Origin of the sequence: Vibrio antiquarius, assembly GCF_000024825.1 — a bacterium.
Taxonomy (GTDB): Bacteria; Pseudomonadota; Gammaproteobacteria; order Enterobacterales; family Vibrionaceae; genus Vibrio; species Vibrio diabolicus.
This window is the reverse complement of record NC_013456.1, coordinates 869,217-884,623: the sequence shown is the minus strand read 5'-3', so window position 1 is coordinate 884,623 and position 15,407 is coordinate 869,217. Positions and strand designations below refer to the sequence as shown.

General features: G+C 45.7%; 18 protein-coding genes. 12 read left to right on the top strand and 6 right to left on the bottom strand.

The features are described 5' to 3' along the window. Nucleotide 1: 1 nt before the first annotated feature. The 3 genes from mlaD to mlaF are packed head-to-tail and all read right to left on the bottom strand — an operon-like array spanning nt 2 to nt 2,077. Nucleotides 2-490 carry an outer membrane lipid asymmetry maintenance protein MlaD gene (gene mlaD, locus VEA_RS04190; protein WP_012841383.1) on the bottom strand — a complete coding sequence of 163 codons (489 nt, stop codon included), beginning with the start codon at nt 488-490 and terminating at the stop codon, nt 2-4. 2 nt (nt 491-492) lie between these two features. Then, on the bottom strand, nt 493-1,284 hold the full coding sequence (gene mlaE, locus VEA_RS04185; protein ID WP_005396234.1) for a lipid asymmetry maintenance ABC transporter permease subunit MlaE: 792 nt from the start codon (nt 1,282-1,284) through the stop codon (nt 493-495). Next, nucleotides 1,274-2,077 (bottom strand): phospholipid ABC transporter ATP-binding protein MlaF, encoded by an 804-nt coding sequence (mlaF, locus tag VEA_RS04180; RefSeq protein WP_005396235.1) that lies wholly within the window; start codon nt 2,075-2,077, stop codon nt 1,274-1,276. Before mlaF ends, mlaE begins: the two co-directional genes overlap by 11 nt. Nucleotides 2,078-2,451: 374 nt before the next feature. Here mlaF and VEA_RS04175 point away from each other — a divergent pair, with 374 nt between their 5' ends. From VEA_RS04175 to mgtE, 11 genes are all read left to right on the top strand, one after another. After that, nucleotides 2,452-3,417, top strand: a complete 966-nt coding sequence (locus VEA_RS04175) for a calcium/sodium antiporter (RefSeq protein ID WP_005396236.1) — start codon at nt 2,452-2,454, stop codon at nt 3,415-3,417. Nucleotides 3,418-3,446: 29 nt separating this feature from the next. Continuing rightward, nucleotides 3,447-4,418, top strand: a complete 972-nt coding sequence (kdsD, locus tag VEA_RS04170; RefSeq protein ID WP_005396237.1) for an arabinose-5-phosphate isomerase KdsD — start codon at nt 3,447-3,449, stop codon at nt 4,416-4,418. Nucleotides 4,419-4,504: 86 nt separating this feature from the next. Beyond that, nucleotides 4,505-5,068: an LPS export ABC transporter periplasmic protein LptC gene (gene lptC, locus VEA_RS04165; protein ID WP_005396238.1), complete on the top strand. Its 564-nt coding sequence runs from the start codon at nt 4,505-4,507 to the stop codon at nt 5,066-5,068. Next, nucleotides 5,049-5,543 (top strand): lipopolysaccharide transport periplasmic protein LptA, encoded by a 495-nt coding sequence (lptA, locus tag VEA_RS04160; protein ID WP_005396239.1) that lies wholly within the window; start codon nt 5,049-5,051, stop codon nt 5,541-5,543. The genes lptC and lptA overlap by 20 nt, the downstream gene beginning before the upstream one ends. A 1-nt stretch (nt 5,544) precedes the next feature. After that, complete coding sequence (lptB, locus tag VEA_RS04155; protein WP_005396240.1) at nt 5,545-6,270, top strand: LPS export ABC transporter ATP-binding protein; 726 nt, start codon at nt 5,545-5,547, stop codon at nt 6,268-6,270. A 50-nt stretch (nt 6,271-6,320) separates the two neighbouring features. Next, nucleotides 6,321-7,790 carry an RNA polymerase factor sigma-54 gene (locus VEA_RS04150; protein WP_006742354.1) on the top strand — a complete coding sequence of 490 codons (1,470 nt, stop codon included), beginning with the start codon at nt 6,321-6,323 and terminating at the stop codon, nt 7,788-7,790. Between the two features lie 24 nt (nt 7,791-7,814). Continuing rightward, the gene (gene hpf / locus VEA_RS04145; RefSeq protein ID WP_005381114.1) at nt 7,815-8,102 is read left to right on the top strand and encodes a ribosome hibernation promoting factor; all 288 of its coding nucleotides are present in this window, start codon (nt 7,815-7,817) and stop codon (nt 8,100-8,102) included. A 2-nt stretch (nt 8,103-8,104) separates the two neighbouring features. Then, a complete protein-coding gene (gene ptsN, locus VEA_RS04140; protein ID WP_005381116.1) occupies nt 8,105-8,551 on the top strand; it encodes a PTS IIA-like nitrogen regulatory protein PtsN in 447 nt (148 codons plus the stop codon). Between the two features lie 14 nt (nt 8,552-8,565). Then, entirely contained in the window at nt 8,566-9,429 is an 864-nt protein-coding gene (rapZ, locus tag VEA_RS04135) for an RNase adapter RapZ (RefSeq protein WP_006742353.1), read from the top strand. Between the two features lie 2 nt (nt 9,430-9,431). Then, the gene (locus VEA_RS04130; protein WP_005396244.1) at nt 9,432-9,707 is read left to right on the top strand and encodes an HPr family phosphocarrier protein; all 276 of its coding nucleotides are present in this window, start codon (nt 9,432-9,434) and stop codon (nt 9,705-9,707) included. Nucleotides 9,708-9,855: 148 nt separating this feature from the next. Then, entirely contained in the window at nt 9,856-11,214 is a 1,359-nt protein-coding gene (gene mgtE / locus VEA_RS04125) for a magnesium transporter (RefSeq protein WP_006742352.1), read from the top strand. Between the two features lie 61 nt (nt 11,215-11,275). Here mgtE and pmbA read toward each other — a convergent pair whose 3' ends face one another. Next, complete coding sequence (gene pmbA / locus VEA_RS04120) at nt 11,276-12,619, bottom strand: metalloprotease PmbA (protein WP_006742351.1); 1,344 nt, start codon at nt 12,617-12,619, stop codon at nt 11,276-11,278. 110 nt (nt 12,620-12,729) lie between these two features. Between pmbA and yjgA the strand changes: the two genes are divergently transcribed. Beyond that, complete coding sequence (gene yjgA, locus VEA_RS04115) at nt 12,730-13,257, top strand: ribosome biogenesis factor YjgA (RefSeq protein ID WP_005396253.1); 528 nt, start codon at nt 12,730-12,732, stop codon at nt 13,255-13,257. An 87-nt stretch (nt 13,258-13,344) separates the two neighbouring features. Here yjgA and VEA_RS04110 read toward each other — a convergent pair whose 3' ends face one another. Both VEA_RS04110 and VEA_RS04105 read right to left on the bottom strand, forming a co-directional pair. Further along, entirely contained in the window at nt 13,345-14,307 is a 963-nt protein-coding gene (locus VEA_RS04110; RefSeq protein WP_006742350.1) for a D-2-hydroxyacid dehydrogenase, read from the bottom strand. 93 nt (nt 14,308-14,400) lie between these two features. Beyond that, nucleotides 14,401-15,153, bottom strand: coding sequence for a pseudouridine synthase (locus tag VEA_RS04105; RefSeq protein ID WP_006742349.1), 753 nt, complete (start codon nt 15,151-15,153; stop codon nt 14,401-14,403). Nucleotides 15,154-15,407: the final 254 nt, after the last annotated feature.

Genomic DNA, 15,407 nt, shown 5'->3' with positions numbered 1-15,407 from the left:
GTTATTCCTTACTTGAATCGTCTGAACCACCTACGCTGTAAAGCACTTGACCAATTAAGTCTTCAAGCACGAGCGCTGATTTGGTGTCTTCGATGGTATCGCCATCGACCAGCATGACTTCATCGTCAAAAACAAAGCCTGGTACTAAACCAATGTATTGCTCACCAATCAAGCCAGACGTCAAAATTTGTACGCTCGACGTTTCTGGGAATTGATTGTATTTGCTATTGATCGATAGAGTTACAACAGGTAATAAGTTATCTGGGTTAAGCGAAATATTGCTTACCCGGCCAATCACAACCCCACCCACTTTTACTGGCGAGCGAACTTTTAAACTACCAATATTATCGAACTCAGCTTTGAGGGTGTAAGTATCACCAGAGCCAATGCTTTTTACGTCAGCAACTTGAAAAATCATCACAAGAATCGCGCAAATTCCCGCTAATACAAAGCTGCCAACCCATAATTCAGTTTTACGTGTTTGTTGCATGATTAATTCCCAAACATCAATGCGGTCAGTACAAAGTCTAGTCCTAGTACTGCTAAAGAAGAATGCACAACAGTGCGCGTAGTTGCTCGGCTGATCCCTTCCGAAGTTGGAATAGCATCATAACCGTTAAATAGAGCGACCCAAGTAACCGTAATTGCAAACGCAAAGCATTTGATCATACTGTTACCAATATCCTGTCCTAGTTCAACTGAGGACTGCATCGCTGACCAAAAACTGCCATGGTCAACACCTTTCCAGTCAACACCAACAAGCTGAGCGCCCCAAATACCCACTGCCATGAAAATCATAGCCAGTAATGGCATTGAAATAGCACCAGCCCAAAAACGTGGCGCGATCACTCTTTTCAGCGGATCTACCGCCATCATTTCAAGGCTAGAAAGTTGCTCCGTCGCTTTCATCAAACCTATCTCTGCAGTTAACGCAGAGCCTGCACGACCAGCAAACAGAAGTGCAGTGACAACGGGCCCTAATTCACGTAGCAATGAGAGCGCCACCATTTGCCCCAAACTGCCCTCTGCGCCGTAATCCACCAGCACAACATAGCCTTGTAGGCTCAAGACCATACCAATGAACAACCCAGATACGACGATAATCGCCAGAGACTGGACGCCTACGGAATAAAGTTGTTTAACGAGCAGAGGAAAGCTTTTGAGCGGTTGTGGCTTAGTAAACAGTGCCCCAATCAGCATGAAAGTCGCACGACCAAATGCTCCGCAGATGGAGAGCGTTCGTCTACCTAGTGAGGCGACAAAATGCATAAAGTTATCGACCATCAAATAAGTCCTTTTCGATACTTTGAGAAGGGAAGCGAAACGGTACAGGACCATCTGCATCACCTTGTAAGAACTGCTGAACGCGAGGGTCAGGATTCTGATTAAGCTCTTCTGGTGTGCCAAAAGCGATAATTTTGCCATCGGCCATCAGATAAACCCAATCGGCAATACTCATTACTTCAGGCACGTCGTGAGAAACGACTATAGAAGTTAAACCTAACGCTTGATTTAGATTACTAATGAGCTCAACCAAGACACCCATGGTGATTGGGTCTTGTCCGACAAATGGTTCATCATACATGATTAAATCAGGATCCAGGGCGATCGCACGCGCCAACGCAGCGCGTCTTGCCATGCCACCCGATAGCTCGCTCGGCATCAGTTGTGCCGCGCCGCGTAGACCGACGGCTTCAAGCTTAAGCAATACCATGGTACGAATCAGCTCTTCAGATAAATTCGTATGCTCTCGCAATGGGAAGGCGACGTTATCAAAGACATTCAAATCAGTGAATAAAGCTCCTGATTGAAACAACATGCTCATTTTCTTTCGAGCATGGTAGAGTTTTTTACGCGAGAGAGAGGGAATATTGTCGCCATCAAACCAGATCTCTCCTTGCTCGGGATACAACTGACCACCAATTAAACGCAGCAGTGTTGTTTTACCAATTCCCGATGGTCCCATAATGGCCGTCACTTTGCCCTCAGGAACATGCAGATCAATACCATCAAAGATCTTGCGCTCTCCCCGTGAAAAAGTGAGGTTGTTCACGGTGACTAAATCGTTGTTCGACATATCATCTCTTCTACTGTCGGAGCGTTGCAACTCACGGCATCATCAACCTGACACACAACGGAGTTGAATTTCACGTTTAATAAAGTAACGTCGGTACATTTATTAGGCTGCAATCATAAGCACATTGGCTTTGAATTTAAAGCACTGTTCAATTAAATAAAGTCGAGTATATACCTGCAATTTTTTATGGATTACGATCAAATCAGCGCAAAGTGTTTAAATCCTAGACAAGAATTGCTGATTTAAGTGAACGACATTTGCATACATTTTCGTTACTAACCTTTAATTTATTCGTCGTTTATCTTCCATTTTAGGCCGCAAAAGGTCAAAATTAGCGGTTATTCATTTTACTTATTTAATACTTAGGAATTCTCATGCTCGAAGCCGTAGCGTTGCTTATAGTCGGTCTTGTTTTGCTCGTATGGAGTGCAGATAAACTTGTTTTTGGTTCTGCAGCGATAGCCCGCAACGTCGGTATTTCACCTCTTGTCATCGGCATGACAATCCTTGCGATGGGCTCTTCTGCGCCAGAGATGATGGTTTCTGCAACCGCAGCCTGGGACGGAAAAACCGATACTGCAGTGGGTAACGTTTTAGGCTCAAACATCGCGAACATCGCGTTAATCCTAGGTATTACAGCACTCATCAAGCCTCTGTCGATTAGCTCCGCGGTCATCCGCCGGGAACTGCCATTAATGATTGCTGTAACAGTACTCGCCGGTATTCTGCTTTGGAATAGCCATCTCGGTTTTTATGAAGGTGTCTTATTGTTTGTACTCTTTGGGGCATTTTTATTTGCTATGTTGCAGATCAGCCGCAAAGAACAAAAATCAGGTGATGTTTTTCTTGATGACCAAGAGTCAGAGATCCCAGAAGGCGTCAGCAACCCTAAAGCGATCATGTGGGTGGTTATTGGCCTGATACTGCTTCCTTTGGCAGCAAGCATGCTAGTGGATAACGCGGTGATTATTGCAAAGTATTTTGGCATGAGCGATCTTGTCATCGGTCTGACTATCATTGCCATCGGTACTAGTCTACCTGAGCTCGCAGCATCGCTTGCTGGTGTTTTAAAAGGTGAAGACGACATGGCCGTCGGTAACATTATTGGCTCGAATGTGTTTAATATTCTGGCCGTAATGGGCATTCCTGGCATCATTAATCCATCGGTGCTGAGTGAGTACGCGATGGGACGTGACTTCTGGGTCATGTTAGGCGTTTCACTATTACTTGTCGCGATGTGTTTGGGTAAATCACGCAGTATTAACCGTATTGAAGGTGCAATCTTGTTTGCATGCTTCCTAGGTTATCAAGTGTACTTATTCGCAAACATGGCCGCTTAATTACCACGATAAATAAGTAGAGAACTGATATGTCCAATCAATTTGATTTTCGCGCTGCTGCTAAACAAGTTCTTGATATCGAAGTTGCTGCTCTGCAAGAGCTGGATACCTACTTTGATGATCAATTTGAGAAAGCGTGCGAACTGATCCTTTCCAACAGCGGCAAAGTAGTCGTTATGGGTATTGGCAAGTCAGGCCACATTGGTAACAAGATTGCTGCGACTCTGGCAAGCACGGGGACTTCTGCGTTTTTCGTTCACCCTGGCGAAGCAGCACATGGCGACTTGGGCATGATCAGCCCTGGAGATATTGTGCTCGCAATTTCTAACTCTGGTGAGTCAAACGAAATTCTGTCTCTATTTCCGGTATTAAAACGCCTGAACATCAAGATAATTAGCATGACAGGCAAGCCAGAATCCAATATGGCAAAACTGTCTGACTTGCACCTGCAAATCACGGTACCTCAAGAAGCTTGCCCACTAGGGTTGGCACCGACCAGCAGTACCACGGCCACATTAGTAATGGGAGACGCATTAGCCGTAGCCCTACTTCAAGCGCGTGGTTTTTCTGCCGAAGATTTTGCCCTGTCTCATCCAGGTGGCGCGTTAGGGAGAAAACTGCTGCTTAAGTTGTCTGATATTATGCACTTTGGAGAAGCGTTACCTAAAGTTTCTCCAAACGCATTGATTCGTGATGCCCTGCTTGAAATTTCAGAAAAAGGGCTAGGCATGACCGCTATCGTCGATGAACACGATGCTATGCTTGGTATATTCACCGATGGTGATTTACGTCGCACCTTAGACAAACGCATTGATATTCATACGACCGCGATTGGCGAAGTCATGACGACAAATCCAACCACAGCGCACCCTGATATGCTAGCGGTTGAAGGTTTGAACTTGATGCAGAATAAAAATATTAACGCTCTGATTTTATGTAAAGACGAAAAAATTGTGGGTGCACTGAACATGCACGATTTACTAAAAGCTGGCGTGATGTAATATCAGCACAAACATTTAAATCATTTATTACACAAATAAAGGCAATGGTCAGGGAAGTACTGAGCTAAACGATAGGCCTTCATTATATGAGTTTTACTCGCCTTATTTATTTGCTCTTGATCTTCGTTGTCGCATGGTGCGGTTATTACCTACTGACCCCAAAAGGCAACGACGCAATTCAAGTAGCACCAGATTCTGAACTGCCCATGTTCAGTGGTACTGGACTGGAAAACATCACCTATGGTGAAGATGGTGTCCGCAGTTACATCATCCGCTCCACGAACTTAGACCATTATGCTAAGAGTGGAGATACCATTTTTAATAACCCGACTTTGATGGTTTACCGTGAAGGTAGCGTCATTGAATGGAAGGTGACGGCCACAAGAGCCGTGTTAGATGAAGACCAAGTCTTAACGTTATATGACAAGGTCTTAATGCAAAATCTTCTGCCTGGTGCGAGCTTTGATACCATGGCAACAGACAAGTTAGTCATTAATCTAACCAATCGTGATTTTAAAGCCGATCAACAGGTCATGTTGGTTGGGCCACAATTTGAAACTACTGGAGGCGCAATGCAAGGCAACTTAAAGCAGCATACCGCAACTCTGACAGACGAAGTTCAAGGTCGATATGAAACCGTTACACCTTAGCCTACTGGCACTGGTATTGGCGGCGCCTCAAGCGCTGGCACTTAAGTCGGATACTCAACAACCGGTTTACATTAACTCTGACACCCAACAGGTGGATATGAAGAGTAACCAGGTTATCTTTAAAGGCGATGTATCTCTTAAGCAAGGTAGCATCAATATCGATGCTGATAGAATCGTGGTAACGCGCGATCCTAAAACCGAAGCCATCAAACAGATTCAAGCATTTGGTAAACCTGCGAAGTTTTCTCAGCTGATGGACGATGGTAAGACACTGAGTGGTCAAGCTGTGGAGCTGGATTACCGTATTTCTACAGACGAATTGACCATGAAAGGTCAAGCGCAACTGGCACAAGACAACAACACCATCAAAGGTTCTTCGATTCGTTACCAAATTGGTAAACAAAAGCTAGTCGCTGATAGCTCTAAGGAAGAGCGCGTTACGACCATTTTGCAACCCAATCAGATAGAGAACTAATATGGCAGTACTGAGTGCGAAAAACTTGGCGAAAAGCTACAAAAAGCGCAAAGTCGTAACCGATGTTAGCTTGGAAGTTGAATCTGGTCAGATTGTTGGGCTGCTAGGCCCAAACGGCGCAGGTAAAACCACCTCGTTTTATATGATTGTCGGCTTGGTGCCACGAGATGAAGGCACCATCACCATTGATGATAAAGACATCAGTATTCTGCCGATGCACAGTCGTTCGCGTCTCGGGATTGGCTACCTTCCGCAAGAAGCGTCGATTTTCCGTAAGCTGTCGGTGGAAGATAACATCATGGCCGTACTCGAAACTCGTCAAGAAATGACACGTGAAGAGCGCCAAGATAAGCTGGAAGATTTGTTGGAAGAATTCCACATTCAGCACATCAGAACCAGTGCAGGTATGGCACTATCAGGGGGTGAGCGACGCAGAGTGGAGATCGCTCGCGCTTTAGCAGCCAACCCTCAATTCATTTTGTTGGATGAACCTTTCGCTGGTGTTGACCCAATCTCGGTTAATGACATCAAGAAAATCATCGAGCATCTACGCGATCGCGGCCTCGGAGTGTTAATCACTGACCATAACGTGCGTGAAACACTGGACGTATGCGAAAAAGCCTATATCGTAAGCCAAGGGCACCTAATTGCATCGGGAACTCCGGCAGAAGTTCTCAATAATGAACAGGTGAAACAAGTTTATCTCGGCGAACAATTCCGTCTATGATTATATTAGGAACGGTAAGATTCTGAGCATTACAAGGTAAGTAACACTGAATGAAACCTTCATTACAACTCAAGCTAGGTCAACAGTTAGCCATGACGCCACAGTTGCAACAAGCGATTCGCTTACTGCAACTGTCGACACTCGATCTTCAACAGGAAATCCAAGAAGCCTTGGATTCAAACCCATTATTGGAAGTTGAAGAAGGCCAAGATGAGCCTGTAGCAAACGGTGAAGATAAATCAGCGGTCGAGGCTGCTGATAGCAACAGTGCTAACGAACCAGCAGACATTGACGTTCCAGACAGTTCAGACGTAATTGAGAAGTCAGAGATCAGCTCTGAACTTGAAATCGATACCACTTGGGATGACGTCTACAGCGCGAATACCGGTAGCACTGGCTTAGCTCTTGACGATGATATGCCCGTCTACCAAGGCGAAACCACGGAATCATTGCATGACTACCTAATGTGGCAGCTTGACCTGACACCATTCAGTGAAACCGATCGTACGATTGCATTAGCGATTATTGACGCTGTTGACGACTACGGTTACCTAACCCTATCTCCTGAAGAAATTCATGAGAGCTTCGATAACGAAGAGATTGAGTTAGACGAAGTAGAAGCCGTTCGTAAACGTATTCAGCAGTTCGATCCGCTCGGTGTGGCATCACGCAACTTACAAGAGTGCCTACTGCTACAGCTGGCGACTTTCCCAGAAGACACGCCATGGCTTGCTGAAGCCAAAATGATTCTTGCGGATCATATTGATCACCTGGGGAACCGTGATTACAAGCTCGTCATCAAAGAGACTAAGCTGAAAGAAGCCGATCTCCGTGAAGTCCTCAAACTTATCCAGCAGTTAGATCCTCGTCCCGGTAGCCGTATCACACCGGATGATACCGAGTACGTAATTCCAGATGTGTCCGTTTTTAAAGACAACGGCAAATGGACTGTTTCTATCAACCCAGATAGCGTTCCAAAATTAAAAGTTAATCAACAATATGCTCAATTAGGCAAAGGCAATAGCGCGGATAGCCAGTACATCCGCAGCAATTTGCAAGAGGCAAAATGGTTAATTAAGAGCTTAGAGAGTAGAAACGAGACGCTACTCAAAGTTGCAAGATGTATTGTTGAACATCAACAAGATTTCTTCGAGTATGGTGAGGAAGCCATGAAGCCAATGGTACTAAATGATGTAGCCTTGGCAGTGGACATGCATGAATCCACGATTTCTCGTGTAACAACACAAAAATTCATGCATACACCACGTGGCATTTTTGAATTGAAGTACTTCTTCTCTAGCCATGTTAGTACTGACAACGGCGGAGAATGTTCGTCAACAGCAATTCGCGCACTCATTAAAAAACTGGTCGCAGCAGAGAATACTGCTAAGCCATTGAGTGATAGCAAGATTGCTGCTCTTCTGGCTGACCAAGGGATTCAGGTCGCAAGACGTACGATAGCCAAATATCGAGAATCCTTGGGAATTGCCCCTTCAAGTCAGCGTAAACGCCTATTATAAGGCACTAACTGAAAAGGAAAGTCTATGCAAATCAATATTCAAGGCCATCACGTTGATCTTACCGATTCAATGCAAGACTATGTAAATTCTAAGTTTCAGAAGCTCGAAAGGTTCTTCGACCATATCAATCAAGTACATGTTGTACTAAAAGTTGAAAAAATCACTCAAATCGCGGAAGCTACGCTTCATATAAATCAAGGCGAAATCCACGCATCAGCTGATGACGAAAATATGTATGCCGCGATCGATTCGCTGGTAGATAAATTGGTTCGCCAACTCAATAAGCACAAAGAAAAACTAAACAGTCATTAATCATGCAACTGAGCGAAATACTGTCATTGGACTGCACCAAGAGTGCGGTCCACTGCACGAGTAAAAAACGCGCCCTTGAAATGATCAGCCGCATCGTGGCTGATCAAACGGGCCAAGATTCTACCGAACTGTTCGAGTGCATGCTCAACAGAGAGAAAATGGGCAGTACTGGTATCGGAAACGGTATTGCGATCCCACACGCTAGAATGCAATCGAGCGACAAGGCTATTGCTGTCTTGCTGCAATGTGATGAAGCAATTGAATTCGATGCGATTGATAATCGACCTGTCGACCTTCTTTTTGCGCTCCTTGTACCAGAAGAACAGTGCAAAGAGCACCTCAAGACTCTATCCTCTATGGCAGAACGTCTGAGCGATAAGCAAGTATTGAAACTACTGCGCAATGCTCAGAGTGATGAAGAACTTTACGACATCATGATTCACCAATAAGCAGGACGGACATCATGCGACTAATCGTGGTTAGCGGGCACTCAGGTGCCGGTAAGAGTATTGCGCTGCGCGTACTGGAAGACTTAGGTTATTACTGTGTTGATAACCTCCCAGTGAATTTGCTGGACGCATTTGTTCACTCTGTTGCTGACAGCAAGCAGAATGTTGCGGTAAGCATTGATATTCGCAATATCCCTAAAAAGCTAAAAGAACTGACTGGTACACTGGAGCAGTTGAAAACAGAGCTTGATGTGACCGTGCTTTTCTTGGACGCCAATAAGGAAACGCTACTCAAACGCTACAGCGAAACACGCCGAATCCACCCTTTATCTTTAGGTGGCACCTCTCTCTCCCTTGACCAAGCCATCGAGCGTGAGAAAGAAATTTTAACACCACTTAAAGCGCATGCCGATCTTGTACTGAACAGCAGCGGACAATCTTTGCATGAGTTGAGTGAAACCGTGCGTATGCGTGTTGAAGGCAGAGATCGCAAAGGGCTTGTTATGGTATTTGAGTCTTTTGGCTTCAAATATGGCCTGCCTTCCGATGCCGATTACGTATTCGACGTTCGCTTCTTGCCCAACCCACATTGGGAACCAGCGTTGCGCCCACTTACGGGTTTGGATGCCCCTATCGCCGCATTTTTGGAGCAGCACCAATCGGTGTTAAGTTTGAAATACCAAATTGAAAACTTTATAGAGAATTGGTTACCTCTGCTCGAGAAAAATAACCGCAGCTATTTGACCGTTGCAATAGGTTGTACCGGAGGTAAACATCGTTCGGTGTACTTAACTCAGCAAATCGGTGAGTACTTCGCCAATAAAGGACACCAAGTGCAAATTCGTCATACCTCACTAGAGAAAAACACTAAGGAGTAGCTGTGGAGTTAAGTCGTAAAGTATTGATTCAAAATCGCCTTGGCTTACATGCTCGCGCAGCCGTCAAACTGGTCGAACTGGCCCAGAGCTTTGAAGCGGTCATCACTATCGACAATGAAGAAGACAAAACCGCCACAGCAGACAGCGTAATGGGTTTATTAATGCTTGAGTCTGCTCAAGGACAGTACGTCACAATCCACGCTGCGGGTGAGCAAGCAGAAGAAGCACTGGATGCCGTTTGCCACTTAATCGAAGATAAATTTGATGAAGGCGAGTAATTTACTCGCTTTTTTATTACCTCTCACTCTCCTTCCCCTCACTGCTCCAATAAATAAATTTGCTTAGTATCATAAGTTGTTATTAAAAGGCGCCTAGAATTAAGTTATTATTCAACGCATTGTAAATATCAGGAATTGGGAGGAATGAATGGCAGAGCAAATTGAATTCGACCAAGCTCACCAAGCCCTCCAAGAAGTCACAGAAGCGCTAGAAAATGGCCGCTTCGTCCATGTTCGTCGTCAGTTACAGGACATGGAACCTGAGGATATCGCTCACCTTTTAGAAGCCTCTCCACGCAAAAGCCGTGAAGTTCTCTGGCAACTCACCGACCCTGAAGACTACGGTGAAATCCTCGACGAACTGAACGAAGACGTCAAAGATAGTCTCGTATCCAAAATGGCACCAGAAGCGCTTGCAGAAGCGACAGAAGGCATGGATACCGATGACGTGGCTTATGTACTGCGTAGCTTGCCAGACAACCTGTCACGCGAAGTCCTGTCGCAAATGGACTCCTCTGACCGTCTGCGTGTCGAAACCGCCCTGTCCTACCCAGAAGACACTGCAGGTGGACTGATGAACACCGACGTTATCACGATTCGTGGTGACGTAGATGTGGACGTGGTTTTACGTTATCTGCGTATGAAAGGTGAACTACCAGAAGCAACGGATGCACTTTATGTCATTGATGAAGAAAGCAAACTGATTGGTGAACTACCCATTACTCTGCTGATCACGACCCAGCCTGATGTCAAAATTGTCGACATCATGGAAGATGCTGACGAAGCGATCACTGTCGATACCAGTGATTCAGATGTTGCTAGTCTGTTCGAACGTCGTAACTGGGTCTCTGCTCCTGTCGTAGACGAGAATCAGCATCTCGTTGGCCGTATCACTATCGATGACGTAGTTGACGTTATCCGTGAAGATGCCGAACACTCGATGATGAGTATGGCAGGTATGGACGATGACGAAGATACCTTCGCACCCGTTGTAAAATCAGCTCGCAAACGCAGTATCTGGCTTGGGGCCAACGTGTTGGCCGCACTAGCTGCCGCTTCTGTTTCTAACATGTTTGAAGCCACGCTAGACCAGATGGCGGCCATTGCCGTATTGATGACGATTGTTCCTTCCATGGGTGGTGTCGCTGGTAACCAAACCGTCGCACTAGTGATTCGTGGTCTTGCTCTTGGTCATATCGGTGACTCGAACAAACGAGAACTGTTGATGAAAGAAGCCTCGATCGGTTTACTCAACGGCATCATGTGGGCGCTGATTATTGGCGGCATTGTTGTCGCTTGGAAAGGTAACTGGATGCTAGGAGGAATCATTTCCGCCGCGATGCTGACTAACTTATTGGTCGCTGGGGTTGCCGGAGTAACGATTCCAATCCTCTTAAAGAAAATGAACATCGACCCAGCTTTAGCTGGTGGTATGGCGTTAACGACCGTAACGGATGTAATTGGTTTATCAGTATTCTTAGGGCTTGCCACAATACTGATTACCTAACTGCAAAAACTAAAAAGCCTGATGAACACATCAGGCTTTTTTAATTCTGAATTAGGAAAGCTTACTCACCTGCAACTTTCATCGCATCCAGTAAGATTGAACCCGTTTGAATTTGCGAGCGCGTTTCAACGTCGCTACCTACGGCAACAATCTTATTGAACATGTCCTTCAGATTACCAGCGATGGTAATTTCCGATACTGGGTATTGGATTTCACCGTTCTCAACCCAGAAGCCTGCAGCACCGCGAGAGTAATCACCTGTTACCACGTTCACGCCTTGCCCCATCACTTCTGTCACTAACAAACCAGTGCCGAGCTCTTTAAGCATTTGTTCGAAGTTTTGACCCGTCGATTTCACGTACCAGTTATGGATGCCACCAGCGTGACCTGTCGGCGCCATCTTCATTTTACGTGCGGCATAACTGGTTAACAGATAAGTTGCTAGCACACCGTCAGTAATGATCTCACGGTCTTGAGTATATACGCCTTCGCTATCGAATGGGCTTGACGCCAAACCACGCAATACATGCGGACGTTCTGAGATATTGAACCATTCAGGAAGCACTTGTTTGCCTAGATGGTCAAGTAAGAAAGAAGATTTTCGGTACAGGTTACCACCGCTGATCGCCATAACGAGATGGCCAATCAAGCCAGTTGCAACATCAGCGGCAAACATGATTGGGTATTTACCTGTCTTTAAGCGCTGCGCATCTAAGCGGTTAATCGTATTCTCTGCCGCCTTACGACCCACTGTTTCTGGTGTCCATAAGTCATCGCGATGACGTGCCACTGTGTAGCTGTAATCACGCTCCATTTCGCCATTTTGACCAACGCCAATCACACAACAGCTGGTACTGTGGCGGCTAGACGCATAGCTTGCTAATAAGCCATGGCTGTTACCATACACTTTTACACCGTAGTGGCTATCATAACTCGCGCCATCACTTTGCTTGATTGCACTGTTATAACTTAACGCTTCTTTCTCAGCGGCGATCGCCACATCGGCAGCATAATCGGGATCAGGGGCGTCTGGGTGGAAAAGATCAAGCTCAGGGATCTCTTGCACCATGTATTCTTTGGCTGCGGGCCCTGCAAATGGATCTTCAGATGTGTAATGCGCAATATCCAGCGCCGCAATAACGGTTTGCTCGATAGCAGCTTCACTTAAATCAGACGTGGAAGCACTGCCTTTACGTTGACCTCGGTAAACGGTAATGCCCAGCGCACCATCGCTGTTGAACTCGACATTTTCTACCTCGCCCATGCGAGTAGATACACTTAAACCAGTGCTTTTGGTAATTGCGACTTCGGCGGCGTCAGATTTTGCCGATGCAAGCTTTAAGGCTCTTGCGACGGCTTGCTCTAGCTCGGTACGTTGCTCAGCAACCTGCTGTTTAATATCCATTGTCTTTCACATCTTGTCTTTGATGAACAATAGGATAACAAGAATTTCGCTTTCTCCCCACGATTCTTGTTAAAATAGTCATAATATTAATCAAAACACAGGCAACTGAAATGGCACGTAAGAATCAAAAAGCGCCATGGGAACCAGAAGAAGAGATCATCTGGGTAAGCAAATCCGAGATGAAGCGAGACATGGAAGAACTGCAAAAGCTAGGTGAGGAGCTTGTCGGCCTCAAACCTGCAGTTCTCGAAAAGTTTCCATTGAGCGAAGACCTGCGAGAAGCAATTGCAGACGCACAACGCTTTAAAAACGAAGCACGTCGTCGCCAATTACAACGTATTGGTAAGTTGATGCGTTATGAAGATCCAGAGCCAATCCAAGCGGCGTTGGATAAGATTCGTAACAAGCACTCTCAATTAACGGCGGTATTCCACAAGCTTGAAGCTCTGCGTGATCGCGTGGTAGAAGAAGGCGACAAAGCCATTGATGACGTAATGGAAATGTACCCAGAGGCGGATCGTCAGCGTCTACGCCAATTGGCTCGCCAAGCAGCGAAAGAGAAAAAGGCTGGGAAACCAGCAAAAGCGTACCGCGAAATCTTCCAGATCCTAAAAGGTCTGAACGAAGAAGAGTTTTAATTAGACGGTTCGATTCCAACGAGCATTCAATTAACGAAAAAAGCAGACATGATGTCTGCTTTTTTATCTTTTACTTAAATGTCAGCGTTACACCAAGCGATTAATACGCTCTCCGCGCTCGAAAGCGTTAATGTTCTCAATCAAGATTTCCACTAAACGTTGAATCGATGAGTCGCTGCCCCATGCAACATGCGGTGTAAGTAACAAATTAGGTAAACCCATATTGGCAATCAGCGGATTGCTCTCATCTGCTGGTTCTTGTGTAAAAACATCAAAGCCAGCCGCAGCAATTTCTCCCTGTTTTAGGGCATCCACCAGCGCTTCCTCATTCACCAAGCCTCCACGCCCCGTATTAATTAGAATGGCGTTGGGCTTCATTTGTTGCAACTCTGCTTGACCAATTAAATTCTGAGTATGCTCGTTGAGCGGACAGTGCAAAGTCAACGCATCAGAACGTTTTAACACTTCCTCAAACGGCACATAACCAGGTCGACATTCTGCCGCCCCTTTACGCTCAGAAAACAACACGGTCATTCCTAACGCTTGAGCTAGATTCGCCGTCGCTTGCCCCAGCGCCCCACTACCAACAACACCTAACGTGCTACCACCTATATCCCCGATTGGGTGCGTAAAAAAGCAGAACTGCTTATTACGCTGCCATTCGCCAGCGGCAATATCTTGATGGTAACCAAATAAATTTCGGCGTAAAGCAAACAGCATCGCAATCACGTGCTCAGGCACCGAACGCGTCGCGTAACCACGTACATTGGCAACCGCAATATCATGCTTAGCACAGTAGTCCACATCGACGTTATTAAAACCAGTCGCGGCAACCGCGATCATCCGCAATTGTGGTAGTTGCTCTAATATATTTTGGTCAAGCAGGACTTTATTGCTAATCACGATATCTGCATCTGCTAACCTTTCTATTACCTGCTCTGGCGCGGTTAAGTCGTACTCACGCCAGTGGTGCTGAAAGCTAGGTCGTGGGATCTCAATATGTTCTGGGATGGTCGCTCGGTCCAAAAATACGATGGTCGGCAAAGACATAACAACTCCTTGTTCACGGCTGAAAGACAGGATACATCAACCACAGTAACGAAATAGCGAACTAGAAAGAACCGTTGTTGAGTGCAATTGGCGTTAAGGGTGTGGCAACGTTTTATAATCAGGCAATGTACGTTCTGGCGAAAAATAGTTAAAGATCATCGCCTCAGCTTCAGGATAAAAGTCACAGGGTACAAAAATACTGCTCAGCTGATCCGTGGCTGGGTGATAAAAACTTAGCTCCGCAGCGTGCAACTCTAAACGTTCTGAAAACTGATACGCCTCTTCAGTTGCATAAAACTCATCACCCACAATCGCATGACCAATCGCCATCAAATGCACGCGTAACTGATGCGATCGACCAGTAATGGGCAGTAGTCGCACAACGGTCGTATGGGTGCCATCAGAGTGCACTTCACGCTTCACCACTTGGAATAAAGTTTGAGATGGCTTGCCGTCGTCGAAGCATACTTTTTGTCGCGGACGATTTGGCCAATCACAAATTAATGGAAGGTCAATATTCCCTTCTTGCGGCTCAACATGCCCCCAAACACGTGCGTAATACACCTTGTGGGTGAGACGATATTGGAACTGCTTTTTTAATGCTCGCTCCGAAGGTTTGTTTTTCGCCAGCAGCATCAGCCCTGATGTCGACATATCCAAGCGATGCACTACTTGGATTTCTGGATGCACTTCCTTGAGGCGGCTCCACATGCTGTCGTAATGCTCTGCAAGGCGACCAGGAACAGACAGCAACCCTGATGGCTTATTCACTGCCAGAATGTCGTCATCCTCAAAAACGATATCGACCCAAGGATCGGTGGGAGGGGTATATTCAAGCATTGCCATGGGAGATCTCTACAAAATAAAAACGCCGCGATTATATACCCAAATAGCACCCAAATGCAGGGTTCTGAAAAAAAGTTCAAACCAATAAAACAAAGTCAATCCTTTAGCATAAAAACTAAAAATAGCACGTTGTAAATTTAGTTTGACAACAAGACGCATAACTGAATAGAGTGCTAGATGCACACAACATGATATTCGCAAAGAATACTTAAAATAAATACATCAAAACACAGCATTTAAAAGACATTACCGTT

Bases quoted from the DNA above. Each gene is read 5' to 3' on its own strand.
- mlaD (WP_012841383.1), bottom strand. From the start codon at position 490: ATGCAACAAACACGTAAAACTGAATTATGGGTTGGCAGCTTTGTATTA.
- mlaE (WP_005396234.1), bottom strand. From the start codon at position 1,284: ATGGTCGATAACTTTATGCATTTTGTCGCCTCACTAGGTAGACGAACG.
- mlaF (WP_005396235.1), bottom strand. From the start codon at position 2,077: ATGTCGAACAACGATTTAGTCACCGTGAACAACCTCACTTTTTCACGG.
- VEA_RS04175 (WP_005396236.1), top strand. From the start codon at position 2,452: ATGCTCGAAGCCGTAGCGTTGCTTATAGTCGGTCTTGTTTTGCTCGTA.
- kdsD (WP_005396237.1), top strand. From the start codon at position 3,447: ATGTCCAATCAATTTGATTTTCGCGCTGCTGCTAAACAAGTTCTTGAT.
- lptC (WP_005396238.1), top strand. From the start codon at position 4,505: ATGAGTTTTACTCGCCTTATTTATTTGCTCTTGATCTTCGTTGTCGCA.
- lptA (WP_005396239.1), top strand. From the start codon at position 5,049: ATGAAACCGTTACACCTTAGCCTACTGGCACTGGTATTGGCGGCGCCT.
- lptB (WP_005396240.1), top strand. From the start codon at position 5,545: ATGGCAGTACTGAGTGCGAAAAACTTGGCGAAAAGCTACAAAAAGCGC.
- VEA_RS04150 (WP_006742354.1), top strand. From the start codon at position 6,321: ATGAAACCTTCATTACAACTCAAGCTAGGTCAACAGTTAGCCATGACG.
- hpf (WP_005381114.1), top strand. From the start codon at position 7,815: ATGCAAATCAATATTCAAGGCCATCACGTTGATCTTACCGATTCAATG.
- ptsN (WP_005381116.1), top strand. From the start codon at position 8,105: ATGCAACTGAGCGAAATACTGTCATTGGACTGCACCAAGAGTGCGGTC.
- rapZ (WP_006742353.1), top strand. From the start codon at position 8,566: ATGCGACTAATCGTGGTTAGCGGGCACTCAGGTGCCGGTAAGAGTATT.
- mgtE (WP_006742352.1), top strand. From the start codon at position 9,856: ATGGCAGAGCAAATTGAATTCGACCAAGCTCACCAAGCCCTCCAAGAA.
- pmbA (WP_006742351.1), bottom strand. From the start codon at position 12,619: ATGGATATTAAACAGCAGGTTGCTGAGCAACGTACCGAGCTAGAGCAA.
- yjgA (WP_005396253.1), top strand. From the start codon at position 12,730: ATGGCACGTAAGAATCAAAAAGCGCCATGGGAACCAGAAGAAGAGATC.
- VEA_RS04110 (WP_006742350.1), bottom strand. From the start codon at position 14,307: ATGTCTTTGCCGACCATCGTATTTTTGGACCGAGCGACCATCCCAGAA.
- VEA_RS04105 (WP_006742349.1), bottom strand. From the start codon at position 15,153: ATGGCAATGCTTGAATATACCCCTCCCACCGATCCTTGGGTCGATATC.